The following is a 23631-nucleotide window of genomic DNA, read 5'->3' as shown; positions in this document are numbered from 1 at the left end:
ATGGCCCGCCGCTTCCGCATCACCCGTTCGCTGCGCCTTCGCGCCGCCCTGGTCGCCATCGCGGCGCTGTTCCTCGTCGCCATCGCGATCAGTGCGTTGTCGCTGCGCACCGCGCGCGTCGACCTCACGTCCGATCGCATCTACACGCTGACGCCGGGTACGTTGCAGATCGTCGATGCGCTGACCAAGCCGTTGACCGTCACCCTGTATTTTTCCGACCACGCCACGCGTGACCTGCCGCAGCTGCGCAGCTACGAGCAGCGGGTGCAGGAGATGCTGCGCGAGATCGCCGTGCGTGCGCACGGTCGCGTGCGCTTCCGGGTGATAGATCCGGTGCCGTATTCCGACGACGAGGATGCCGCCGAAGGCTATGGCCTCACGCCGGCCAGCGGCGGCAGCAACGGCGAGCGGGTGTTCTTCGGCCTGGTGGGCATGGACGGCTCCGGCGAGGTGGCACCCCAGGCCATTCCGTTCTTCGACCCCGCCCGCGAGGCGTTCGTCGAATACGACATCGCCAAGCTGCTCTACGAACTGGGCATGCCGCGCAAGCCGCGGCTGGCCGTGGTCAGCTCCTTGCCGGTGGAAGGCAACCCGGTGATCGGTGAAGCCGCCTGGACGGTGTTCCGGCAGCTCGACCAGATCGCCGAGGTGACCACGCTGGACCCGGACGGCCTGACCCGCATCGACCCGGCTATCGAGGTGCTGCTGCTGGTGCATCCCAAACGGTTGTCCGACGATGCGCAGTACGCGATCGACCAGTACGTGCTGCGTGGCGGCCACCTGGTGGTGTTCGTCGATCCGGATTCGGAAATGGACAGCGCGCCGCTGATCGACTCGCACGGCATCGTGGACGACCACGACTCCGACCTGCATCGCCTGTTCGCCGCCTGGGGGGTGGTGTACGACCCGAGCCAGGTGGTGCTGGACCGCTCACAGGCGCTGACCATCGACCTCAACGGCAACAGCATCGGGCATCCGGCCATGCTCGGCCTGGGCACGCAGGACCTCAACCACGACGACGTAGTGACGGCCAGCCTGCAGCGGGTGAATTTCTCGACCGCCGGCCACTTCGAACTGGCACAGGAGACGAAGGCGCGGCTGGTACCGCTGGTGCAGTCCTCCGACGAAGCCACGGTGATGCCCGCCCAGCGCGTGCGCGACGCGGCCAACGATCCGTCCAGCCTGATGGCTAACTACGAGCCGACCCACGATCGCTACGTGCTGGCTGCGCGCCTGCGCGACACGTTCCATTCGGCGTTCCCCGAGCGCGCCGGCGAGGGCCATCTGGCCCGGGCGGCGGCACCCGGCGAGATCGTGCTGGTGGCCGACACCGACCTGCTCTCCGACCGGCTGTGGATCGATGTGCAGCCGCTGCTGGGCCAGCAGCAGCTCACGCCGTTCGCCAACAACGGCGATTTCGTTTCCAACATCGTCGACAACCTCAGCGGATCCACCGCCCTGTTGTCGATCCGCGGCCGGGTCAATGGGCAGCGTCCGTTTACGCGGGTGCGCGCCCTGCAGGCCGCCGCCGATCGCAAGTTCCTGACCAAGAAACGCGAGCTGGAAAACGAGCTCTACGAGACCCAGCGCCGCCTGGCCGAGCTGCAACCGGCCAAGGGCGCCACGGGCGGCACGGCCACGGCCGAGCAGCGCCGCGAGGTGGAGCAATACCTGCAGCGCAAGCTGGCCATCGGCAAGGAGCTGCGTGACGTGCAGCATCAGCTCAACGCCGAGATCGACGCGCTGGGGCTGCGCCTGAAGTTCATCAACATCGTGCTGGTGCCCGGCCTGGTTGCGCTGATCGGGCTGATCTACGGCTGGCGGCGTACGCGCCGCGCCCGTCGTTCGACGTGACGGTGACCGACACGATCCTGAAATGGGTGGTGCCCTGGGAGTTTTCCTGGGTGTTCCTGATCGTGTTCGCCGGCGCCGCGCTCGCCTACGCGCGCGGCTGCCGGCGCCTGCGGGTGCCGCTGGCGCGCCGGGCCGCGTTCTGGGCCGGCATGGCGATGATCTACCTCTCGCTGCACACCTATTTCGATTATTTCGCGGAGCACGAGTTCTTCATGCACCGCATCCAGCAGGTGCTGCTGCACCACCTGGCGCCGTTGCTGGTCATCGCGTCCTATCCGGGGACGATCCTTCGTGCCGGTTTGCCGCTGGCGTGGCGTGTTCGCCTGCGTCGCGCGCAAGGCGGCGTGGTCTGGCGCGCGTTGAGCGCAGTACTGCTGCAACCCGTGGTCGTCACCCTGGGCTTCGTCGCGTTGATCCTGGTCTGGCTGGTGCCCGACCTGCAGACGCTGGCCATGCTGGACTGGCGGATCTATCGCGCCATGAACTGGTCGATGGTGGTGTCGGGGCTGGCGTACTGGTGGCTGGTGCTGGACCATCGACCGAAGCCACCCGGGCGGATGTCGCCGGGCTGGCGGGTGCTGTCGCCGGGCATCACCATGACGCCGCAGATCGTCGCCGGCGCCATCGTCACCTTCTCGAAAACCGACCTCTACCCCATCTTCGAGATTTGCGGCCGCGCATTCACGCTCAACGTGCTGACCGGGCAACTGATCGGCGGGGTGATCATGTGGGTGCCCGCGGCCATGATCGAATCCGCGGGCGGCCTGCTGGCCCTGCGCCAGTGGCTGCGGTTGTCACGCAACGGACGCCTGCCGCGCAGGGCGCCCGTGCGCCGCACCAGGACGGCTCAGTAGACCTTCGGCACCTTTTCCGCCTTGTCGGTGACCTTGTCCTTCTTCGGCTTGCCCTTCAGCGGCGGCAGGTGCACCTCTTCGCTGGGAACCTGCTTGTCGGGCACCTGGTCGAGCAGGTGGCGGATCAGATCCAGTCGTCCGGTCTTCTGGTCGTTGTAATCGGCCACGAACCACGGCGCATCGGCGGTGTGCGTGCGCTTGATCATGGTGTCGCGCAGGTCGCCCATCCGGGCGTACTTGTCGCGGCCTTCGAGATCCACCGGCGAGAGCTTCCAGCGCTTCAGCGGATCCTGCGCGCGCTCGGCGAAGCGTTCCTCCTGTTCTTCCTGGTCGACCGTCAGCCAGTACTTGAGCAGGATGATGCCGTCGTCGGTCAGCAGTTTCTCGAACGTCGGGCAGGCCTTCATGAAGGCGTCGTACTGGTCTTCGGTACAAAAACCCATGGCGGGTTCGACCACGGCGCGGTTGTACCAGCTGCGGTCGAACAGCACGAGTTCGCCGGCCGCGGGCAGGTGTTCCACGTAGCGCTGGAAGTACCACTGGGTCTGCTCGTCCTGCGAGGGCTTGCCGAGCGCGACGACGCGGGCGGCGCGGGTATCGAGCTTGTCGGTGATGGCCTTGATGGTGCCGCCCTTGCCGGCGGCGTCGCGCCCTTCGAACAGCACGACCATGCGCTTGCCGCTACGGCGCAGCCAGCGGGTGAGACCGACCAGTTCGACCTGCAGCGCTTCGAGGTCGTGTTCGTAGGCTTTCTTCTTCTTGCCCATCGTTAGCTTCCATCGGGGGTCGGGAAGCCGATTGTGCGGCACGCCATGTCGCCGCGGCGTGCCCGCAGGGCAGGGCGGTTACGCCGCCGTCAGGCTTTGCAGCTCGTCCGCCTGGGCCTCGCGGGTCAGCGTGTCGATCAGTTCGTCCATGTCGCCCTGCATCACCTCGGTGAGGCGGTAGAGCGTCAGGTTGACGCGATGGTCGGTGATCCGCCCCTGCGGGAAGTTGTAGGTGCGGATGCGCTGGCTGCGGTCGCCGGAGCCGACCTGCAGACGTCGCGATTCGGCCTGGGCGGCGCTTTGCTTGCTGCGCTCGGCGTCCAGCAGGCGTGCCTTGAGCAGGCTCATCGCGCGGGCGCGGTTCTTGTGCTGGCTGCGTTCGTCCTGGCATTCCACCACGGTGCCGGTGGGCAGGTGGGTGATGCGGATGGCCGAGTCGGTCTTGTTGACGTGCTGGCCGCCGGCGCCGGACGCGCGGAAGGTGTCGACCTTGAGGTCGCCGTCGCGGATGTCGATCTCGGCGATGTCGTCCTGTTCGGGAAGGATGGCCACGGTGGCGGCGGAGGTATGGATGCGGCCCTGCGATTCGGTTTCCGGCACGCGCTGCACGCGGTGGGTGCCGGATTCGAACTTCAGCTTCGAATAGGCCCCACGGCCCTCGATGCGCGCCACCACTTCCTTGTAGCCGCCATGCTCGCCCTCGTTCGCGTTGAGGATCTCGACATGCCAGCGCTGCCGCTCCGCGTAGCGGGCGTACATGCGGAAGAGGTCGCCGGCGAAGATCGCCGCCTCGTCGCCGCCGGTGCCGGCGCGCACTTCGAGGAACAGGTTGCCTTCGTCGCGCGGGTCCTTCGGCAGCAGCAGGATCTGCAGCTCGCCGTCCAGGTCCTCCAGGCGCGCCTGGATGCGTGCCACGTCGTCCACCGCCATGTCGCGCATTTCGGGATCGTCGAGCATGGCCCGTGTCTCGGCCAGCTCTCGCTCCGCCTCGTCGTGCTCGCGCAGGGAGGCGGCCACGGGCTCCAGTTGGGCGTATTCACGCGAAAGATCGCGGAAGCGCTGGTTGTCGGCGAGCGCGTCCGGCTGGGCGAGCAGGCGGCCGACCTCCTCGTGGCGTTCGGCGAGGGTTTCGAGCTTGCGACGGATGGAAGGGGTCATCGACGGTACGACGTGGGGCGAGGGCAATCACGCATCATGCGGAAACGTCGTCGTCCGGGTCCAGTCCGTAGAGACGGCCGGCGGCGTGCAGCAGGTCCATGTCGCCGGACAGGGCGGCGTCACGCAGCCGCGCGCTGGGCGCATGTAGCAGCTTGTTGGTCAGCGTGTTGGCCAGGAAGGCCAGGGCTTCGTCCGCGGAGCGGCCCCTGGCCAGCATGGCCTGGGCCTTCGCCAGCACTTCGTCGCGCTGGGCCTCGGCGGCCATGCGCATGTCCACCGCCGGGTTGCGCAGGGTGAGGGCGCGGCGCCAGGACATGTAGCGCTCCACCTGGAGGTCGATGATGGCGTCGGCCTCGCGTGCGGCCATTTCCCGGGAGCGGCGGTTCTCGTCGATGACCTGCTTGAGGTCGTCGATGCCGTAAAGGTACACGTCGTCCAGCTGGGCCACTTCCGCCTCGATATCCCGCGGCACGGCGATATCCACCATGAACATCGGCCGGCGTCGGCGGGCGACGATCGCGTCGGCCACCATCGAGCGGGTGACCACCGGCTGCCGCGAGGCCGTGGAGCTGATGACGATGTCCGCCTCGGCGAGATGGCGGGGCAGGTCGGCGAGGGAAATGGCGTAACCGCCGTAGCGGCTGGCCAGTTCCTGGGCGTTTTCCGGGGTGCGGTTGGCCACGATCAGCCGGCGCACCTTCTTGTCGGTGAGGTGGCGGGCGGCCAGCTCGATCGTCTCACCGGCGCCGATCAGCAGCACGCAGGCCTGGCGCAGGTCGGTGAACACCTGTTCGGCCAGGCGCACCGCCGTGTAGGCGACCGATACCGTGTGCGCGCCGATGCGGGTATCGGTGCGGACGCGCTTTGCCACGGCGAAGGTGTGCTGCAGCAGCCGCTCCATGGGCGCGCGCAGCGACTGCGCGGAGCGGGCCTGCTGGTAGGCGTCCTTCACCTGGCCGAGGATCTGCGGCTCGCCCAGCACCATGGAGTCCAGCCCCGTGGCCACGCGGAACATGTGGCGGACGGCTTCGTGCTCGTCGTGGCGGTAGAGGAACTCGTCCAGCCGCTGCGGGGTCATACGGTGTTGCCGGGACAGCCACAGGCCCGGCGCGCCCTCGAAGCCCTCGGCCACGCTGCAATAAAGCTCGGTGCGGTTGCAGGTGGAGAGGATCATCGCCTCCTCCACCCCCGGCTGGCGGACGAGTTCGTCCAGCGCCTCCGGGGCTGCCGCGGCGTCGAATGCCACCTGCTCGCGCAGGCTGACCGGCGCGGTGAGGTGATTGAGCCCGAGGGCGATGAGTGGCATGACGGGCTGCGGTCGGCTTCGGTGGCGTCGGCTAAGCTAAGGGCGCATTGTGCGCTCACAAGGGCCGGGCTTCGTGCATCGGCGTGTAGGACGAATTCGGAGAGTAGTGTGCTGAGCGGTCGGTCCAAGTTCAAGCGAGTGCGGCATTTTGTGGCCCTGGGCACCCTCGCGGTGCTCGCCGGCTGTGCCACGACGCCCCCCGGCCCGGGCACCGCGCCCAGGGCCGTGCGCACGGGCGCGCAGCCGCTGGACCGGATGCAGGTGGCCATCGTGCCGCCGGAGCGCGACCTCCAGGCCCAGCTGATGGCGGGCGACTTCGCCCTGGCCGCCAACGATCTGAAGGCCGCCTCCGATGCCTATGGGCGCGCGGCCCCCCTCACCGACGATCCCCGCGTGGCCGCGCGCGCCACGGAACTGGCCCTGGCCGTGCACGACCAGGACGCCGCGGCGCGGGGCCTGGCCCGCTGGGCCCGCCTGGGTGCCGGGCCGCTGGAACTGGCCGAGACCCGCGCACGCATGGCGCTGGACCGCGGCGACACGGCCGAGGCCCAGCGCCAGCTGGAGATCATGGCGGGCACGGGAAGTCCGGAGGCCTGGCGCGAGATAGGTCGCACCCTGGCCTCGGGCCGCGATGCCGCGCAGGCCGGCCAGTTGCTCGAGCGCGTGGCCACGCCGCAGCGCCTGCCCAACGATTCCGCGATCTGGCTGGCCATGGCCGAACTGGGCGAAACCCTTGGCCGGCACGATTACGCCAAAACCATCGGCGATGGCGCGCAGGCGCGTTTCCACGACGGGGTGACCTACGGCTGGGCGGCGCAGCAGCACTTCCGCGCCGGCGACAAGGCGGGGGCCAAGGCCCTGTTCGCCAAGGCCGTGGCGAAGGATCCGGCGAATACGCGGCTTCGCCTGGCCTACGCCACGGTGCTGGCGCAGGGCGACGACGAAAAGGGTGCCGCACGGGTACTGGCCGGTGGCAAGCAGGACGTCGATACCTACATGATGCGGATGACCCTGGCCGCGCGTGCCCAGGACAAGAAGGCCGTGGCCGGGCTGTACGCGGAGATCCGCCGGCAGTCCGACGACGTGCAGGCGGAGAACGCGTTCACGCTGGGCCAGCTGGCCGAGCTGCTGGGCCAGCAGGAAGACGCCCTCGACTGGTACGCCGCAGTCGGCGACGACGACCCGCACATCTTCGATGCCTCCGTGCGCAGCGCCGTCATTCTCCATCTGCAAGGCAAGGACGACGACGCCCACGAGATCGTCGGCAGCCTGCAGACCCAGTACGCCGATCGCCCCGATGCCCTGCGCAAGGCCTTCGCGCTGGACGGCGAGCTGTACATGGATGCCCGGCGCTACGCCGCCGCCGTGGATGCCTACGACAAGGCGTTGCGCGTGAAGCCGGACGATCCGGACATGCTCTACGCCCGCGGACTGGCCAACGCCGAAGCCGGCAAGGTGGACCAGGCGGTGGCCGATTTCCGCCAGGTGCTCACCCTGAAACCGGGCGACGTGGAGGCGAGCAACGCGCTGGGTTATACGCTGGCCGACAACGACCGCGACCTGCCCGAGGCCCAGGCCCTGTTGCAGGTGGCCCGGGCCGCGCGCCCGGATGATCCTTCCGTGGCCGATTCCTGGGGCTGGCTGCAGTTCCGCCAGGGTCGCCTGGACCAGGCCGAGACCACACTGCGCGGGGCCTGGGGCCGCCACAAGGATGGCGACGTCGGCCTGCACCTGGCCGAAGTGCTCTGGGCACGGGGTGCGCACGACGAAGCGCGCAAGCTGCTGGACGAGGTGCGCCGCATCGACCCGAAAAACGCCGCGCTGCCACGGGCCGAACAGAAGCTGCGCCCGCAGGGCTAGGGCGCCTGCCGGCCGTCTCCGCCGTGCGCCATCGCCTCGCCCTTCCTCCCTCGCCGGATCGATCCATGCACCGTCTCGTCAGAACGTCCCTCGTTTCCCTCGCCCTGCTGCTTTCCGCCTGCGCGACCACCCGCCCGCCGGTCCGCCAGCCGGGCGATGCCGCCACGCTGGGCCGGCAGGCGCAGCGCGAGCGCAACCTGGCCGATACCGATCACTGGACCCTGCAGGGCAAGCTGTCCGTCTCGGACGGCAAGGACAGCAACTCGGGCACCCTTACCTGGCGACAGGACGGCGACCGCTACGAATTCACCGTGCGTGGGCCGATCACGGGTCGCACCTTCCGTCTTACCGGCGGGCCCGACGGGGCCGACCTGGAAGGCCTGGACGGGGGCACCCGGCACGGCACCGATGCCGAATCGCTCATGGCCGCGACCGTCGGCTGGCAGATTCCCCTGCGTGAACTGAAACGCTGGGCACTGGGCCTGCGTGCGGACACCGGTGCCGCCGACATCGCCTTCGGCGGGGATGGCCTGCCGTCCCGCCTGGTCCAGGACGGCTGGACGGTCGACTACAAAACCTGGGACACGACGCGCCAGCCGGCCATGCCGTTGCGCGTGTTCGCCGAGAAGGCGCCCTACAAGGTGCGCCTGGCGATCGAGGACTGGTCGTTCGCGAAATGAATGTCGAGATTTTTCCCGCCGTCGCGGACCATGCCGACCTTCTTTGCCAGATCGAACGCGCCGCGGTGCAGCTGTTCCGCGGGCATCCGGCCTGGCCGTCGTATTCGTCGATGGTGCTGCCGCGCGAGATCGTCCACGAGTTGATCGCGCGCGGTCGGGTGTGGGTGGCGACGGTGGACGAGGATGTGGTCGGATTCGTCTGCCTCGACACCGACGGCGCCCCCGACGCGATCGGCATCGCCGAGATCGATGTGCTGCCGGCCTTCGGTGGCCGCGGCATCGGCGCCGCGCTGCTCGAGCACGCCTGCGCCTGGGCACGCGAAGCGGGGTTCCGCCGGGTGGACCTGGGCACGTTGGCGGACGTGCCGTGGAACGCGCCGTTCTATGCGAAACACGGCTTCACGGTGGTCGACAAGCACGCACCCGGCTTTGCCCGGGCGCTCGCCCGGGACCGCGAGAACGGCTTCCCCGATCACCTGCGGGTCTTCATGAGCCGCGAGCTGGCACCGCTGGGGCCGGCCGACTGGACCCGCTGGCCGGCGCCGGCCAAGCTCAACCTGTTCCTGCGCATCGTGGGTCGCCTGGATAATGGCTACCACGCCTTGCAGACGGTGTTCCGCCTGCTCGACTGGGGCGACGAGGTACGCCTGCGCGTACGGGCCGACGGGCTCGTCACCCGTCCGGCCGCTGTGCCCGGTGTTCCCGAGGACAGCGACCTGACCGTACGCGCAGCCCGCCTGCTGGCTGCGGAAACCGGCTGTCCGCTGGGTGCGGAGATCGCCATCGCCAAGCGCATACCCATGGGCGGTGGCCTGGGCGGCGGCAGCTCGGATGCGGCCAGCGTGCTGGTCGGCCTGAATGCCCTGTGGGGCACGGGACTCGACGAGGACGCCCTGGCGGCACTGGGCCTGCGCCTGGGGGCCGATGTGCCGGTCTTCGTCCGCGGGCGGTCGGCCTGGGCCGAGGGCGTGGGCGAGCGACTTACGACCTTGCGCCTGCCGCGGCGTTGGTACGTGGTGGTCGATCCGGGCGAACACGTGCCCACGGCTGCGCTGTTCGCCGCGCCCGAATTGACACGCCATGCCCCGCAAGCGACAATTTCGGCCTTTGTTTCCGGGGAAGTTGCGGAGAACGCCTTCGAACCGGTGGTTCGCGCGCGGCATCCGCGCGTGGCGGCGGCACTGGACTGGCTGGGCGGCTTCGGTAGCGCGCGCCTTTCCGGCAGTGGCGGCTGCGTGTTCCTGGAAACGAGAACGCACGAGGCGGCGCTTGCCGTCGCTTCACGCTGTCCCGCGGGCTTTACGGTCCACGTGGCGGCAGGCATCGATCCCTCGCCGCTGCAACTCATGCGGCAACGGATCGACGCCGCTGGACACAGGTCGTAAGGACGGGAAGGGCCGCGGGCTGCGGCAGAGCCAGGCGGGCCACATGGCTCGCCGGAACGAATTGTTGGGGCGTCGCCAAGCTGGTTAAGGCACGGGATTTTGATTCCCGCATGCGCAGGTTCGAATCCTGCCGCCCCAGCCACCTCACGGTGGCATACACCCGGACCCACCCATCTCACGCCAGGAGTTTCCGTGGATACGTCCACCCCGATGTTGTTTACCGGCAATGCGCACCGCGCACTGGCCGAAGATGTCGCCGCCCGCCTGGGTATTCCCCTCGGCAAGGCACTCATCGGCCGGTTCAGCGATGGCGAGGCGCAGATCGAGATCGAGGAAAACGTCCGCAAGCAGGAGGTGTTCGTCATCCAGCCGACGGGCGCCCCCAGCGCCGAGAACCTGTTCGACCTGCTGGTGCTGATCGACGCGCTCAAGCGCGCGTCCGCCGGTAGCGTCACCGCGGTCATGCCGTATTTCGGCTATGCCCGCCAGGATCGTCGCCCCCGCTCGGCGCGCGTGCCGATCACGGCCAAACTGGCGGCCAAGATGATCGCCACCGCCGGCGCCGACCGCGTGCTCACGATCGACCTGCACGCCGACCAGATCCAGGGTTTCTTCGATATCCCGGTGGACAACGTGTACGCCTCGCCGGTGCTGCTGGCCGATATCTGGCGCCACCACAGCATGGACGACCTGATCGTGGTCAGCCCCGACGTCGGTGGCGTGGTCCGCGCTCGCGCGCTGGCCAAGCGCCTCGACGATGCCGACCTGGCGATCATCGACAAACGCCGTCCGAAGGCCAACGTGGCCACGGTCATGAACATCATCGGCGACGTGGACGGCAAGACCTGCGTCCTGGTCGACGATATCGTCGACACGGCCGGCACCCTGTGCGCCGCCGCGGCGGCCCTGAAGGAAAAAGGCGCCCGCAAGGTCGTCGCCTATTGCGTCCACCCGGTGTTGTCGGGTGCCGCCATCACCAACATCGAGGGCTCCCAGCTCGACCAGCTGGTGGTAACCAATACCCTGCCGCTGCGCGACAACGCGCGCGAGTGTGCGAAAATCCGTCAGTTGTCGGTCGCGGAACTGCTCGCCGAGACGATCCGCCGCATCGCCTTCGGCGAATCGGTGAGCTCCCTCTACATCGACTGACCTACCGTTTTTCGGGCTTTCCTGGTCGCGGGGAAGCCCTTTACCACCGCCGTAAGGCGGTTTACCTGAGGCAACACCATGGCTACCAATCATCAGCTCACCGCCACGAGCCGCAAGATCGAAGGGAAGGGTGCGAGCCGCCGCCTTCGTACCGCGGGTTTCGTGCCGGGTATCGTCTACGGCGCCGGCGAGGCTCCGCAGGCTATCCAGGTCGTGCACAACGACGTGCTGCTCGGCTCGCGTTTCGAGTCGTTCTACTCGTCCGTCATCGACCTCACCGTCGACGGCAAGAAGCAGAAGGTCCTGATCAAGGACTGGCAGAAGCATCCGTACAAGCAGCTCATGCTGCACATGGACTTCCTGCGCGTGAACGAGAACGAGGCCGTCAAGGTCGCCGTGCCCATCCACTTCCTCAACCAGGAAAAGTCGCCGGCCGGCAAGACCTCGGGCCTGGTCATCTCGCACAACCTGACGGAAGTCGTGGTCTCGTGCCTGCCCAAGCACCTGCCCGAGTTCATCGAGCTGGACCTGGCTTCGCTCGACGCCGACTCCATCATCCACCTGTCCGACCTCACGCTGCCGGCCAACGTGGAAATTCCTGAGCTGGCCCTGGGCAAGGAACACGACGTCGCCGTCGTCACCGTTGCCGCCATCCAGGAAGAAGTCGATCCGGAAGCGCCGGCCGCCGAAGGCGACGCTCCGACCGAAGAGAAGAAGTAATCGGCTCACGACCCGCGTGCGCCCTGGCGCCGCGGGTCGTGTCCGCTTCGGCACATGGCGACACTACGTCTCATCGTCGGCCTCGGTAACCCCGGGGCCGAATACGTCAGGACCCGGCACAACGCCGGGTTCTGGTGTGTCGACGCACTGGCCATGGACCAGGGAGAGCGTTGGGCCTTCGACGGCAAGCTGCATGGCGAAACCTGCAAGCTGCGCATCGGTGGCGAAACGGTCTGGCTGCTCAAGCCCGCCACGTTCATGAACAAGAGTGGCATCGCGGTGGCCTCGGCGCTGCGCTACTACAAGATCGCGCCGGAGGAGTGTCTCGTCGCCCACGACGAACTGGACCTCGCGCCCGGCACCGTCCGCATGAAATTCGACGGCGGCCACGGCGGCCAGAACGGATTGCGCGACATCATGGCCCACCTGGGCCACGGCAAATTTCATCGCCTGCGGGTCGGCATCGGCCACCCGGGGCACAGGGACAAGGTCACCCCCTGGGTGCTCGGCCGACCCAACGCGGCCGACGAGGACGCCATCATGCACGGCATCGGGCGCGCGTTCGACGTGCTGCCGCTGGCGCTGGACGGCAAGTTCGACGAGGCGATGAAGCGCCTGCACACGGTCGCCTGACCGCACCACTCACCTTTACCGGACACATCGCCATGGGCATCAAATGCGGCATCGTCGGCCTGCCTAACGTCGGCAAGTCCACCCTTTTCAACGCGCTCACCAAGGCCGGCATCGCCGCCGCCAACTTCCCGTTCTGCACGATCGAGCCCAACACCGGCATCGTTCCCGTGCCCGACCTGCGCCTTGGCGCGCTGTCGGAGATCGTGAAGCCGCAGCGCGTGATTCCCACCACCATGGAATTCGTCGACATCGCCGGCCTGGTCGCCGGCGCGTCCAAGGGCGAAGGCCTGGGCAACAAGTTCCTCGCCCACATCCGTGAGACCGACGCCATTGCGCATGTCGTGCGTTGCTTCGAGGACGGCAACGTCATCCACGTTGCCAACAAGGTCGACCCCATCGCCGACATCGAGACGATCGACACCGAGCTGGCGCTGGCCGACCTGGAAGCCGTGTTGAAGGCGCTCGATCGTGCCACGCGTTCGGCCAAGGCCAACGACAAGGACGCCATCGCGAAGAAGCCGGTGCTGGAAAAACTCCGTGTCGCCCTCGACCAGGGCAAGTCGGCCCGCTCGGCCGGGCTGGACGCGGAAGAAAAGGCGCTCGTGCGCGACATGTTCCTCATCACGATGAAGCCGCTGATGTACATCGCCAACGTGGCGGAAGACGGCTTCGAGAACAACCCGCACCTGGATGCCGTCCGCGCGCGCGCCGTGGAAGAGGGCGCCGAGGTGGTAGCCATCTCGGCCGCCATCGAGGAAGAACTCTCGCAGATGGAAGAGGCCGACCGCGACGAGTTCCTCAAGGATCTCGGGCTCGACGAGCCGGGCCTGAACCGCGTGATCCGTGCGGGCTACAAGCTGCTTGGCCTGCAGACGTATTTCACCGCCGGCGAGAAGGAAGTTCGCGCCTGGCAGGTCCGCGCCGGTTCCACCGCGCCGCAGGCCGCCGGCGTCATCCATACGGACTTCGAGCGCGGGTTCATCCGTGCGGAAACGGTCGCCTATGACGACTTCATCAAGTTCAAGGGCGAGCAGGGCGCAAAGGAAGCCGGCCGGCTTCGGCTGGAAGGCAAGGACTACCTGGTCAAGGAAGGCGACGTGCTGCACTTCCGGTTCAACGTCTGAGCACATGCGTTAAAGGGTGAAACGAAAAGCCTCGCTCGTGCGAGGCTTTTTTTGGTTCTTCACGCATGACCGTGGCCCTCCGAAGCCGAAGCCAAAGCCAGAGCCCGTTGCTCGTATGGTGCGGCGAGGAGGCGCCGGGTGGTCACACTCTGCGCTCGGCAGCGGCCGCAAGCGGCCGAGCTCCAACTGACGCTCCATGAAGGCGATCGCGCATGGAAGGGTTTCGACTGGAAAGTTCTCAATCGCCTGCACGAGAAAGGTCTCATTTGCGACCCGATCAACCATGCGAAGTCGATCAGGATGACCGAAGAAGGATTGACAGCATCGACGCAATTATTTGAAAAGCTTTTCGTTGTTCGTTCTCAAGAAGGTGATCGCAGGGAATGATTGGTTGCAACGGCCTGCGTCCGGTCTTTTGGATCCGTGTTGCTGCACACTTTCTCGCGACGGCATTGTTGGGTCTGAATACGCGTCGGATGATTCGTCTGGAGACGATAGAAATTCCAGTTTGCTCTGTCTCATTGCTGATGCACGGACCTGGGAGAGGCAAAGTGAATTCGACGGCCATCCTGGCTGCGAGCGTTTCTTCGCCTGGCGATTAAATCGCTTGCAATTGAATAGTCGCGTCCCTACATTTCCGTCATGAGCAAGCCCTCCCTCCCCGAAGGCGTCGAAGCCCCGCGCACGCTCGACGGCCAGCTCTGCTTCGCGCTCTATTCGGCCAACCTGGCGATGGGCAAGCTCTACCGGCAGTTGCTGGCCAGGCTTGACCTCACGTACCCGCAGTACATGGTCATGCTGGTGCTGTGGGAGCGCGATGGCGTCACGGTGTCCGGGCTGGGCGAGCGCCTGTTCCTGGATTCGGCCACGCTGACACCCCTGCTCAAGCGCCTCCAGGCTGCCGGCCTGGTCGAGCGCACGCGCGGCACGCAGGACGAGCGGCAGGTGATCGTGACGCTGACCGCACAGGGCAGGGCATTGCGGGAGAAGACGGGCGACGTGCCTGTCCACGTCTTCTGCGCCACGGGGTGTGAACTGGACGAGCTGGCCGCGCTCAAGCGGCAGCTGGAAGCCTTGCGCGCCAGCGTGCTCGAAACCGCGAAGGGCTGACACCAAGGCCGGGCATGCCCCCCCCGGTGACGGGCAGGGTACCTCGGCACCTCAGCCGGTGATCTTCCGCTGCATATGGTCCAGGTACTGGTCCAGTTCCGCCACGCTGGCGAACACCTCGGCCACCGGCACCGCCTTGACGATCTCGAACACCTTCTTCACCTGCGGCTGCGGGTTGAGCAGCAGCACGCGTCCGGCCCGGTCGTGCATCTGCTTGCGCAACTGCGCCAGGCTGCGCAACCCCGCGCTGCTTATGTAGTCCAGCGCGGAAAGATCGACGATCAGCGTGCCGCCGTTGTCCACCATGGGTGTGATATCCCGCAGTGCGTCGTCGAACTCGCCGAAGGACGCGGCATCCAGGCGGCCTTCGAGCCAGACGGTGCTGCGTTCGGGGGAGGGGGATTCGCTGCGGACGATCAGGGTCATCGGGTGGACTCGTCGGACAGGGAGGGATCGAAGCGGATGACGACGCGGTTGCCGTCGTCGTCGCGAGCATAGTCGAATTGGCTGGCGATGCTGCGCGCGAGGTGCAGGCCGAGGCCGCCGATGTCGCGCTGGGCGATGTCGCCCGGCAGCTCCGGCGAAGGGAGTTCCATCGGATCGAACGCGGCACCGTCGTCGCGCAGTTCCAGGCTGACGCTGGCGCTTTCGATCTCCATGCGGATGTCGATGCGGCCCTCGCGGCCATCGGGGTAGCCGTGACGCACGGTGTTGACCAGGAGTTCCTCCAGCACCAGTCGTACGTCGGCACGGCAGGCGATGTCGATGTCGCTGCGCTCGAGGATGTCTTCGGCGCGATCCAGCGCAAGGAAGACATCCTCGAGCCGGTTAGAAATGCGCAGCCGCATCGAGGTGCGCTCCCTGGGTCTCGGCGTCGTGCCAGGTGAGCGCGAGCAGGGCGATGTCGTCGTAGGCCGGCGCGCCCTCGACATAGGCGTCCACGTCGCCGAGAACGCCTTCCACGTAGGCCTCGGGCGTCGCACCTTCGGCGACGCGCGCCACGCTGTCCAGCAGCGAATGGGCGCCGTAGAGGCGCTGGTCGCCAGCATGTGCCTCGCTGACACCATCGGTGTACATGAGCACGGTGTCACCCCCCAGCAGCGTGAGTACCCGGACAGGGTAGCGCGCTTCACGGTCGAGGCCGAGCGCCGGGCCGGTTTCCACGTCGATCAGGATGGCGGAGCCGCCCGCCCGCAGCACGGGCTGTTCGTGGCCGGCGCTGGCCATCGAGAGCATGCCGGTTTCCGTTTCCACCACGCCGCACAGCAGGGTCACGAACATGCAGGTGTCGTTGCCCTTGCACAGTTCGCGGTTCAGGGCGCCCAGGATGTCGCTGGGCGAGCGGGCATGGGTGGCAAGGGTGCGGGCCAGCGTGATGGTGCGGGCCATGAACAGCGCGGCCGGCACGCCCTTGTCGGACACGTCGCCGACCATGACGCAGACATGCCGGGCCCCCAGGGCGAAGTAGGTGTAGAGATCGCCACCCACGGCCTGGGCCGGCCGCAGGGCGGCATAGAGCTCGAGCCGGCCGTCCTCCGCCAGCCAGTGCGGCTCGGGGATCAGGGCGAGCTGGATCTGCCGGGCGATTTCCAGTTCGCTGGCGATGCGCTCCTGGTCGCGTGCCGTGCGTTTGGCCAGGTCGATATGGCCGGCCAGTTCGTGGCGCATCTGGTCGAAGGCGCGGGTCAGGCGACCCACCTCGTCGTCCCGTCGGACGCGGGGCAGTACGAAGTCCAGGTCGCCCCGCGCGACGTTCTCGGCGCGCTCCGCGAGCACGCCCAGCGGTGCCATCAGCCGGCGCGTGATGAACAGCGCGATCAGCGAGACGCCGGCCAGCGCCAGCACGCCGAGCAGGATATCGACCAGGTAGGTGCGTCGCAGATCGGCCAGCACGGCCCGCTCGGGCATGCTCAGGCCGAAGGTCCAGCGGGTGCCCTGGATGGGTACGAGGTAGACCCACACCGGCTCGCTGACCCGTGCGCCCATCTCCGGAGTGAGGCGGGTGGCCGGCTGGCCGGACGCGATGGCTTCACGCAGCGGATGGCTCGCGCGGCTGCCGATGTAGGAGGTCCAGTCGTGCGCCAGGAATACCCCGTCGCCGTCCACGACGAAGCCGGAGGCATGCCCCGGCTTGTTCAGCTGCGACACGACGCGCTGCAGCCAGTCGAGGCTGATCGTGGCATCGGCGACGCCGACCACCGGCACCCGGTCGCCGCCGGGGATGGCGACCGAGTAGCCGATCAGCGTGCGGCTTTCGCCGGCGGCATGGAATGGCGGCTGCCAGCAGCCGCCATCGCAGTTCAGGCCGCGGATGAACCACGGTGAGCGCCAGTAGGGCTCGGGGTCCGCGCGCCGGCTACCCATGACCAGGCTGCCGTCCGCGGCGCGGCGGGCCACGGGGGCATCGTCGTTCCGGGGTGCGGATGTGTTGCGCGGCACGAACGCGGCGCTGATGTCGACGATGTCCGGGTGGGCGGCCAGCGTGTCGCGAATCAACGGTGCGGCCTGGTCGCGCCGGTCGCGCAGGAGGAAAGCCAGTGTGCGCGCCACCGTGCCGACCCCGTCGATGCGGCCCTGGATGCGCAGTGCGGCCGAGTCGGCGATGGCGGCGGCCTCGCGCTGGGTCTGGGCGAGGGTCTGTTCGCGCGTGTGGGTCAGCAGCAGGCCGCCGGTGACGACCATGACGATCGCCGATCCCAGGAGCACGGCCAGGGCAAGCCGTGAGGCGACGCTGCGAAGGACCATCGATGGCTCCATGGGATGACGGTTCCGAATCTATGCCGGGCAGGGCGGTACGACAAGCGGTCCAGCGGCCATAATGCGGCTTTCCCCAGCAAGGTTGCGGCATGTCCGGCACCCAGCGAGAAGTCGAGTTCCGTTTCCTGGCGCAGCCGACCGACGTGAACTTCGGTGGCAAGGTCCACGGCGGCATGGCCATGAAGTGGCTGGACCAGGCCGGTTACGCCTGCGCGGTCGGCTGGAGCGGCGCCTATTGCGTCACCGTATCGGTCAGTGGCATCCAGTTCCTGGCGCCCATCCTCATCGGCGACCTGGTCACCGTGCGGGCCCGCCTGATCCACACGGGCACCTCCAGCATGCACCTGGCCGTGGACGTGCTGGCGCGTGACCTGCGCAGCGGTCAGGAGCGCCTGGCGACCAGTTGCGTCATGGTTTTCGTGGCGATGGACAAGGCCGACGGCGGCAAGCCCACCCCCGTGCCGTCCTGGAAGCCGGTAGACGAGCGGGATCTCCGCCTGCAGGAATACGCCTTGAAACTCATGGAGATGTCGCGCGCGATGGAACCGCTGGTACAGGCCACCCGCGAGGCCTGAGACGCCGGCTCTTCCCATTCCCGATCGGCATCGCTACACTGCGCGGCTCGCTCACCGACTACCCGTATCGGTGGGCTGTCCGGGCCGTCGGAAGTCGTCATCGCATGTGAACTCAACGTGCGGAAGTTATTGACAGTTTCCGGGGCGCTCGCGACAATAGGCGTTCTATGTTGGAGGAATACCCAAGCGGCCAACGGGGGCAGACTGTAAATCTGCTGGCTTACGCCTTCGGTGGTTCGAATCCACCTTCCTCCACCAGACGAGTTCCGCGCAGTGCGGGAGTAGTTCAATGGTAGAACTTCAGCCTTCCAAGCTGATTGTGCGGGTTCGATTCCCGTCTCCCGCTCCATTGTCCTAACACGCGCTGCGTTCGTGCTCATGTAGCTCAGTCGGTAGAGCACTTCCTTGGTAAGGAAGAGGTCGCTGGTTCGATTCCAGTCATGAGCACCATCTTCGTCGCCTGCGGCGGTTCCTTTTTTACTATCTCATTGGCTCCAGCGGAGTTTAGCGCTCATGGCAAAGGGTAAGTTCGAACGTAAGAAGCCGCACGTCAACGTCGGCACCATCGGTCACGTCGATCACGGCAAGACCACGCTCACGGCTGCCCTGACCAAGATCGGCGCCGAGCGCTTCGGTGGCGAATTCAAGGACTACGGTTCGATCGATGCGGCGCCGGAAGAGAAGGCACGCGGCATCACGATCTCGACCGCGCACGTGGAATACGAATCGCCGATGCGCCACTACGGCCACGTCGATTGCCCGGGCCACGCCGACTACGTGAAGAACATGATCACGGGTGCCGCGCAGATGGACGGCGCGATCCTGGTCTGCTCCGCTGCCGACGGCCCGATGCCGCAGACGCGTGAGCACATCCTGCTGTCGCGCCAGGTGGGCGTGCCGTACATCGTGGTCTTCCTGAACAAGGCGGACATGGTGGACGACGCCGAGCTGCTCGAGCTGGTGGAGATGGAAGTCCGCGAACTGCTGTCGAAGTACGAGTTCCCGGGCGACGACACCCCGATCGTGCACGGTTCGGCCCGTCTCGCCCTCGAGGGCGACCAGTCCGAGATCGGCGTGCCGTCGATCATCAAGCTGGTCGACGCACTCGACAGCTGGATCCCGGAGCCGGAGCGCGTGATCGACAAGCCGTTCCTGCTGCCGGTGGAAGACGTGTTCTCGATCTCGGGTCGTGGCACGGTGCTGACCGGTCGCGTCGAGCGCGGTATCGTCAAGGTGGGTGACCCGGCCGAAGTGATCGGCCTGAAGGACACCCAGCAGACGACGGTCACGGGCGTGGAAATGTTCCGCAAGCTGCTCGATCAGGGTCAGGCCGGTGACAACGTCGGCGTGCTGGTTCGCGGCCTGAAGCGTGAAGACGTGGAGCGTGGCCAGGTGCTGGCGGCTCCGAAGTCGGTCACGCCGCACACCGAGTTCGAGGGTGAGGTGTACATCCTGTCGAAGGACGAGGGTGGCCGTCACACGCCGTTCTTCAGCAACTATCGTCCGCAGTTCTACTTCCGTACCACGGACGTGACCGGTTCGATCAAGCTGCCGGAAGGCGTCGAAATGGTGATGCCGGGTGACAACGTGAAGATCTCGGTGACCCTGGGCTTCCCGATCGCCATGGACGAAGGCCTGCGCTTCGCGATCCGCGAAGGCGGTCGTACCGTCGGCGCCGGCGTCGTCGCCAAGATCGTCAAGTAAGAAAAGTGATGCCCGCCCTTCGGGTCGGGCACCCGGTCGCGGGGCGGGTCGGTCTTCGGGCCGCCCGCCCCGCGGTTCAACGGTTTTATTTGTACGCCAGTAGCTCAATTGGCAGAGCAGCGGTCTCCAAAACCGCAGGTTGGGGGTTCGAGTCCCTCCTGGCGTGCCACTTTCGAGGAACCACGGCGGTTGACGTCGGACGCAGGCAGGCGGTCTCGCTGGCCACGTTCGTAAGGCACCCTGCCAAGCGCGCATGAACACCAAGGCAGAACAAGCCAGGACTATGGGCCCGGCCGATTTCGGCAAGCTGGCGCTCGCGCTGGTCGTGCTCGTCGCCGGCATCGTCGGCTTCTACTATTTCAGCGATAACCCGAGCGTGCCGTCCTTCGCGCGCGTCGTCGGCGTTATCGCCGCGGTCGTCGCCGCCATGGCGATCGGTGCCTTCACGGTACCCGGCCGCAAGCTGCGCGGTTTCGTCTCCGAATCGCAGTTCGAGTTGCGCAAGGTCGTCTGGCCGTCGCGCGACGAAACGTTGAAGACCACCGGTATCATCATCGTGGTCGTCATCATTCTCTCGCTGCTGATGGGGCTGATCGACTGGTTGTTGAAGACCATCGTGCTCGATTGGCTGCTTAAACTCGGACATTGAGGTAAGGCATGAGCAAGCGCTGGTACGTGGTTCACGCCTATTCGGGTTTCGAACAGCAGGTTCGCAAGGCTCTCAACGAGCGCGTCGTGCGCGAGGGCATGGAAGAAAAGTTCGGTGAGATCCTGGTTCCGACCGAGGAAGTCATCGAGATGCGCGGCGGCCAGAAGCGTCGCAGCGAGCGCAAGTTCTTCCCCGGTTACGTCCTGGTCCAGATCGAGACGGATACGAACGGCAAGGTGCCGCGTATCGACGACGAATGCTGGCATCTGGTCAAGGAAACTCCCAAGGTCATGGGGTTCATCGGCGGCACCGCCGATCGTCCGCACCCGATCCGTGACACGGAAGCCGAGGCCATCCTCAGCCGTGTCCGCGAGGGTGTCGAGAAGCCTCGCCCGAAGGTCCTCTTCGAGCCCGGCGAGATGGTCCGTGTCACCGAGGGTCCGTTCAACGACTTCAACGGCGTCGTCGAGGAAGTCAATTACGAAAAGAGTCGCCTGCGTGTCGCGGTGCTCATTTTCGGTCGTTCTACCCCGGTCGAACTCGAGTTCGGCCAGGTGGAGAAGGCCTGACGGCCTCCTGGCGGGGTCGCTCCCGCCCCTCCGGCACGGGGTTTGCTTAACCCAGGTCGGACGCCTATAATGCCCGGTCCACGCTGGAGTTTTTTGCTCCGGCGTGTCCGTGTTTAAGGGGTTCGCAGGCGCGGATCCCACCACCACCAGGGAAGGCCAACAGCGAGGAGCCGCAAGGCGCCAGCACTCGCGAGGAACGTAAAATGGCAAAGAAAGTCATTGGTTACATCAAGTTGCAGGTCAAGGCCGGTCAGGCCAACCCGTCGCCGCCCGTGGGTCCTGCCCTCGGTCAGCGCGGCCTGAACATCATGGAGTTCTGCAAGGCGTTCAATGCCGCCACGCAGAAGCTCGAGCCGGGTCTCCCGATCCCGGTCGTGATCACGGCGTACTCGGACCGTACCTTCACCTTCATCACGAAGACCCCGCCGGCCTCGATCCTCCTCAAGAAGATCACGGGCGTGGCCAAGGGCTCGCCGAAGCCGAACACCGACAAGGTCGGCAAGGTCACGCGCGCCCAGCTCGAGGAAATCGCCAAGGCGAAGGAACCGGATCTCACGGCTGCCGATCTCGAAGCCGCCGTGCGTACCATCGCCGGCAGCGCGCGTTCCATGGGTCTGGTAGTGGAGGGTTAAGACATGGCAAAGCTCACGAAGCGTATGAAGGCCGCATCGGCCGCCGTCCAGCCCGGCAAGACCTACGGTCTCGACGAAGCGCTGAAGATCGTCAAGGACAACGCCAAGGCCAAGTTCGGCGAGTCGGTCGACGTCTCGGTCCGTCTGGGCATCGACGCGAAGAAGTCCGACCAGGGCGTTCGCGGATCCTCGCTGCTGCCGCACGGCACCGGCAAGACCGTTCGCGTGGCCGTGTTCGTGCCGCCGGGTGAGAAGGCCGATGCCGCTCTCGCCGCGGGCGCCGACGCCGTCGGTATGGACGACCTCGCCGAGAAGATGGCCGCTGGCGATCTCAACTACGGCCGCGTCATCGCCACCCCCGACGCCATGCGCGTCGTCGGTAAGCTCGGCCAGGTGCTCGGTCCCCGTGGCCTGATGCCGAACCCGAAGGACGGCTCGGTCACCGCCGACGTCGCCACGGCGGTCAAGAACGCCAAGGCCGGCCAGGTCAAGTTCCGCAACGACAAGGGTGGCATCATCCACGCCACCATCGGCAAGGCGACGTTCGAAGCCGCCCAGCTGGCCGACAACCTCAACACGCTGATTGCCGACCTGCTGAAGGCCAAGCCTTCGGCTGCCAAGGGTCAGTACATCCAGCGCGTGTCGCTGTCGAGCACCATGGGCGTGGGCGTGCCGGTCGATACCTCGACTGTGAACACCTCGACCAAGTAATCGGTTTTACGGCCCCCGCCGGCTTGCCGGTGGGGGAACGTTTTTGAGGGCAGCCCCGGTCGCAAGGCCGTGGTAGCCGTCAAAGACCGTAGGCGCGTACAGCGCGCGACGGCGACGAGCAGGGAGCTCGTGTTGGCATGGATACGCCGTCGTCGTTAGCGGGTTCGCTTAATCGGATGCCTCGCGGTGTCCGGCCTGCGTAGATGGTGTAGCCCCTTCCGTATTCGTTTCGAATGGGGAAAGGCCACCACCCGGGACACGTCGTGTCCCCGACGTCAGGACGATGTCGCCCAGGACCGCAAGCGGCAGGAGTCGCAAGCGGAGTTCAATTGGAGGAGTGCAATGGCTCTCAATCTGTCCCAGAAGCAAGAAGTAGTCGCCGAGCTGGCAGAAATCGCCGCGAAGGCTCACTCCCTGGTCGCTGTCGAGTACGCAGGCACCACGGTCTCTCAGATGACCGCGATGCGCAAGAAGGCTCGTGAGTCGGGTGTTTTCTTGAAGGTTGTCAAGAATACGCTCGCCGCGCGCGCCGTGGCCGGTACCGAGTTCGAGGTCGTCAAGGACGCCCTGGTCGGTCCGCTGCTGTATGCGTTCTCGCTGGAAGAGCCCGGTGCTGCCGGGCGCGTGATCAAGGAGTTCGCGAAGGCGAACAACAAGCTCATCCCGAAGGTCGTTTCGGTGGAAGGCAAGCTGCTTCCCCCGGCGCACGTCGACGTGCTCGCGTCGCTGCCGACCCGTCAGGAAGCGCTTGCGATGCTGGCCCGCGTCCTGTCCGAACCGGCTGCGATGTTCGCACGCGCCGTCAAGGCAGTGGCCGACCAGCAGGGTGGTGGCGAAGCCGCCGCCGAGGCCCCGGCCGAAGCCGAACCCGCCTAAGCTCGCCGACTTTTCTCATCGAAACCATTTAAAAGGTAAGAAACAATGTCCACCCTGACCACCGAACAGATCGTCGAAGCCATCAAGGCCAAGTCCCTGATGGAAATCATGGAACTGGTGAAGTCGATCGAAGACACCTTTGGCGTCTCGGCCGCTGCCCCGGTTGCCGCTGCTGCTGCCGGCCCGGCCACTGCCGCTGTCGAAGAGCAGACCGAGTTCGACGTCATCCTGAAGTCCGCCGGCGACAAGAAGGTCGACGTCATCAAGGCTGTCCGCGCCATCACCGGCCTGGGCCTGAAGGAAGCGAAGGACCTCACCGAAGCCGGTGGCGTCGTGAAGGAAGCCGCATCGAAGGACGACGCTGCCAAGTTCAAGAAGGATCTGGAAGCTGCCGGCGCCACGGTCGAACTCAAGTAATCGGCGCCTTGCGCGCCAGTAGTTCGACATAGCGTCAAGTGAGCCTGGGGGCGTAAGCCCCCGGGCTTTGGCCGTTCAATGGCCTGTTCCGCGCACCACGCACCATGTTCCCCGCGCCATGCACGTGCAATACGTCGTCCC

The 23631-nt window shown here is 66.7% G+C and carries 25 protein-coding genes and 5 tRNA genes; 24 read left to right on the top strand and 6 right to left on the bottom strand.

The window, feature by feature from the left end; genetic code table 11:
* Together AB8808_RS16740 and AB8808_RS16735 are read left to right on the top strand one after the other, a co-directional pair.
* The gene (locus AB8808_RS16740) at positions 1 to 1854 is read left to right on the top strand and encodes a GldG family protein (protein WP_369930701.1); all 1854 of its coding nucleotides are present in this window, start codon (positions 1 to 3) and stop codon (positions 1852 to 1854) included.
* Positions 1855 to 1856: 2 nt separating this feature from the next.
* Positions 1857 to 2708 (top strand): cytochrome c oxidase assembly protein, encoded by an 852-nt coding sequence (locus AB8808_RS16735; RefSeq protein WP_369930700.1) that lies wholly within the window; start codon positions 1857 to 1859, stop codon positions 2706 to 2708.
* On the opposite strand, the gene ppk2 is transcribed toward AB8808_RS16735, so the two are convergent.
* The 3 genes from ppk2 to hemA all read right to left on the bottom strand — a co-directional run bounded on the left by ppk2 (position 2702) and on the right by hemA (position 5939).
* Positions 2702 to 3475 (bottom strand): polyphosphate kinase 2, encoded by a 774-nt coding sequence (ppk2, locus tag AB8808_RS16730; protein WP_369930699.1) that lies wholly within the window; start codon positions 3473 to 3475, stop codon positions 2702 to 2704. The genes AB8808_RS16735 and ppk2 overlap by 7 nt on opposite strands.
* A gap of 78 nt (positions 3476 to 3553) precedes the next feature.
* Positions 3554 to 4633 (bottom strand): peptide chain release factor 1, encoded by a 1080-nt coding sequence (gene prfA / locus AB8808_RS16725; protein WP_369930698.1) that lies wholly within the window; start codon positions 4631 to 4633, stop codon positions 3554 to 3556.
* A gap of 34 nt (positions 4634 to 4667) precedes the next feature.
* Positions 4668 to 5939 carry a glutamyl-tRNA reductase gene (gene hemA, locus AB8808_RS16720; RefSeq protein WP_036140103.1) on the bottom strand — a complete coding sequence of 424 codons (1272 nt, stop codon included), beginning with the start codon at positions 5937 to 5939 and terminating at the stop codon, positions 4668 to 4670.
* A 108-nt stretch (positions 5940 to 6047) separates the two neighbouring features.
* On the opposite strand from hemA, the gene AB8808_RS16715 reads away from it, so the two are divergent.
* The 10 genes from AB8808_RS16715 (at position 6048) to AB8808_RS16670 (ending at position 14600) form a co-directional block, all read left to right on the top strand.
* A complete protein-coding gene (locus tag AB8808_RS16715) occupies positions 6048 to 7799 on the top strand; it encodes a tetratricopeptide repeat protein (protein WP_369930697.1) in 1752 nt (583 codons plus the stop codon).
* 65 nt (positions 7800 to 7864) lie between these two features.
* Positions 7865 to 8479 carry a lipoprotein insertase outer membrane protein LolB gene (gene lolB, locus AB8808_RS16710; protein ID WP_369930696.1) on the top strand — a complete coding sequence of 205 codons (615 nt, stop codon included), beginning with the start codon at positions 7865 to 7867 and terminating at the stop codon, positions 8477 to 8479.
* The gene (gene ispE, locus AB8808_RS16705; protein ID WP_369930694.1) at positions 8476 to 9864 is read left to right on the top strand and encodes a 4-(cytidine 5'-diphospho)-2-C-methyl-D-erythritol kinase; all 1389 of its coding nucleotides are present in this window, start codon (positions 8476 to 8478) and stop codon (positions 9862 to 9864) included. Before lolB ends, ispE begins: the two co-directional genes overlap by 4 nt.
* A gap of 65 nt (positions 9865 to 9929) precedes the next feature.
* A tRNA-Gln gene (locus AB8808_RS16700) sits at positions 9930 to 10006 on the top strand.
* A gap of 68 nt (positions 10007 to 10074) precedes the next feature.
* Entirely contained in the window at positions 10075 to 11013 is a 939-nt protein-coding gene (locus AB8808_RS16695; protein WP_036140109.1) for a ribose-phosphate diphosphokinase, read from the top strand.
* A gap of 78 nt (positions 11014 to 11091) precedes the next feature.
* On the top strand, positions 11092 to 11733 hold the full coding sequence (locus AB8808_RS16690) for a 50S ribosomal protein L25/general stress protein Ctc (RefSeq protein ID WP_369930693.1): 642 nt from the start codon (positions 11092 to 11094) through the stop codon (positions 11731 to 11733).
* Between the two features lie 54 nt (positions 11734 to 11787).
* Complete coding sequence (gene pth, locus AB8808_RS16685; RefSeq protein WP_369930692.1) at positions 11788 to 12366, top strand: aminoacyl-tRNA hydrolase; 579 nt, start codon at positions 11788 to 11790, stop codon at positions 12364 to 12366.
* Between the two features lie 32 nt (positions 12367 to 12398).
* A complete protein-coding gene (gene ychF / locus AB8808_RS16680; RefSeq protein WP_369930691.1) occupies positions 12399 to 13490 on the top strand; it encodes a redox-regulated ATPase YchF in 1092 nt (363 codons plus the stop codon).
* Between the two features lie 138 nt (positions 13491 to 13628).
* On the top strand, positions 13629 to 13877 hold the full coding sequence (locus tag AB8808_RS16675; protein WP_369930690.1) for a DUF6429 family protein: 249 nt from the start codon (positions 13629 to 13631) through the stop codon (positions 13875 to 13877).
* 255 nt (positions 13878 to 14132) lie between these two features.
* Positions 14133 to 14600: a MarR family winged helix-turn-helix transcriptional regulator gene (locus tag AB8808_RS16670; protein WP_369930689.1), complete on the top strand. Its 468-nt coding sequence runs from the start codon at positions 14133 to 14135 to the stop codon at positions 14598 to 14600.
* 51 nt (positions 14601 to 14651) lie between these two features.
* On the opposite strand, the gene AB8808_RS16665 is transcribed toward AB8808_RS16670, so the two are convergent.
* From AB8808_RS16665 to AB8808_RS16655, 3 genes are read right to left on the bottom strand one after another with little or no spacing between them, the layout of a single operon-like run.
* Positions 14652 to 15026 (bottom strand): STAS domain-containing protein, encoded by a 375-nt coding sequence (locus AB8808_RS16665; protein WP_369930688.1) that lies wholly within the window; start codon positions 15024 to 15026, stop codon positions 14652 to 14654.
* Positions 15023 to 15448, bottom strand: coding sequence for an ATP-binding protein (locus AB8808_RS16660; protein ID WP_369930687.1), 426 nt, complete (start codon positions 15446 to 15448; stop codon positions 15023 to 15025). Before AB8808_RS16660 ends, AB8808_RS16665 begins: the two co-directional genes overlap by 4 nt.
* A complete protein-coding gene (locus AB8808_RS16655; RefSeq protein ID WP_369930686.1) occupies positions 15429 to 17345 on the bottom strand; it encodes a SpoIIE family protein phosphatase in 1917 nt (638 codons plus the stop codon). Before AB8808_RS16655 ends, AB8808_RS16660 begins: the two co-directional genes overlap by 20 nt.
* Positions 17346 to 17446: 101 nt before the next feature.
* On the opposite strand from AB8808_RS16655, the gene AB8808_RS16650 reads away from it, so the two are divergent.
* From AB8808_RS16650 to rplL, 12 genes are all read left to right on the top strand, one after another.
* On the top strand, positions 17447 to 17932 hold the full coding sequence (locus AB8808_RS16650) for an acyl-CoA thioesterase (RefSeq protein WP_369930684.1): 486 nt from the start codon (positions 17447 to 17449) through the stop codon (positions 17930 to 17932).
* Positions 17933 to 18104: 172 nt separating this feature from the next.
* A tRNA-Tyr gene (locus AB8808_RS16645) sits at positions 18105 to 18190 on the top strand.
* A gap of 17 nt (positions 18191 to 18207) precedes the next feature.
* Positions 18208 to 18281, top strand: a tRNA-Gly gene (locus tag AB8808_RS16640).
* Positions 18282 to 18306: 25 nt separating this feature from the next.
* Positions 18307 to 18382: transfer RNA gene (locus AB8808_RS16635), tRNA-Thr, on the top strand.
* A gap of 63 nt (positions 18383 to 18445) precedes the next feature.
* Positions 18446 to 19636, top strand: a complete 1191-nt coding sequence (tuf, locus tag AB8808_RS16630; protein ID WP_036140122.1) for an elongation factor Tu — start codon at positions 18446 to 18448, stop codon at positions 19634 to 19636.
* 93 nt (positions 19637 to 19729) lie between these two features.
* Positions 19730 to 19805 (top strand) — tRNA-Trp (locus AB8808_RS16625).
* A gap of 84 nt (positions 19806 to 19889) precedes the next feature.
* Positions 19890 to 20285: a preprotein translocase subunit SecE gene (gene secE, locus AB8808_RS16620; protein WP_051938643.1), complete on the top strand. Its 396-nt coding sequence runs from the start codon at positions 19890 to 19892 to the stop codon at positions 20283 to 20285.
* A gap of 8 nt (positions 20286 to 20293) precedes the next feature.
* Positions 20294 to 20854: a transcription termination/antitermination protein NusG gene (nusG, locus tag AB8808_RS16615; protein WP_036140127.1), complete on the top strand. Its 561-nt coding sequence runs from the start codon at positions 20294 to 20296 to the stop codon at positions 20852 to 20854.
* 203 nt (positions 20855 to 21057) lie between these two features.
* Positions 21058 to 21486 carry a 50S ribosomal protein L11 gene (gene rplK, locus AB8808_RS16610; RefSeq protein WP_036140129.1) on the top strand — a complete coding sequence of 143 codons (429 nt, stop codon included), beginning with the start codon at positions 21058 to 21060 and terminating at the stop codon, positions 21484 to 21486.
* A gap of 3 nt (positions 21487 to 21489) precedes the next feature.
* Entirely contained in the window at positions 21490 to 22197 is a 708-nt protein-coding gene (gene rplA / locus AB8808_RS16605; protein WP_036140131.1) for a 50S ribosomal protein L1, read from the top strand.
* Between the two features lie 342 nt (positions 22198 to 22539).
* Positions 22540 to 23073, top strand: a complete 534-nt coding sequence (rplJ, locus tag AB8808_RS16600) for a 50S ribosomal protein L10 (RefSeq protein ID WP_036140132.1) — start codon at positions 22540 to 22542, stop codon at positions 23071 to 23073.
* A 45-nt stretch (positions 23074 to 23118) separates the two neighbouring features.
* Positions 23119 to 23490, top strand: coding sequence for a 50S ribosomal protein L7/L12 (rplL, locus tag AB8808_RS16595; RefSeq protein WP_369930682.1), 372 nt, complete (start codon positions 23119 to 23121; stop codon positions 23488 to 23490).
* The last annotated feature ends 141 nt before the right edge of the window (positions 23491 to 23631 follow it).

This window comes from Xanthomonas sp. NCPPB 2632, from assembly GCF_041228075.2.
Classification (GTDB): Bacteria; Pseudomonadota; Gammaproteobacteria; order Xanthomonadales; family Rhodanobacteraceae; genus Luteibacter.
This window is presented reverse-complemented; position numbering and strand designations above follow the sequence as displayed.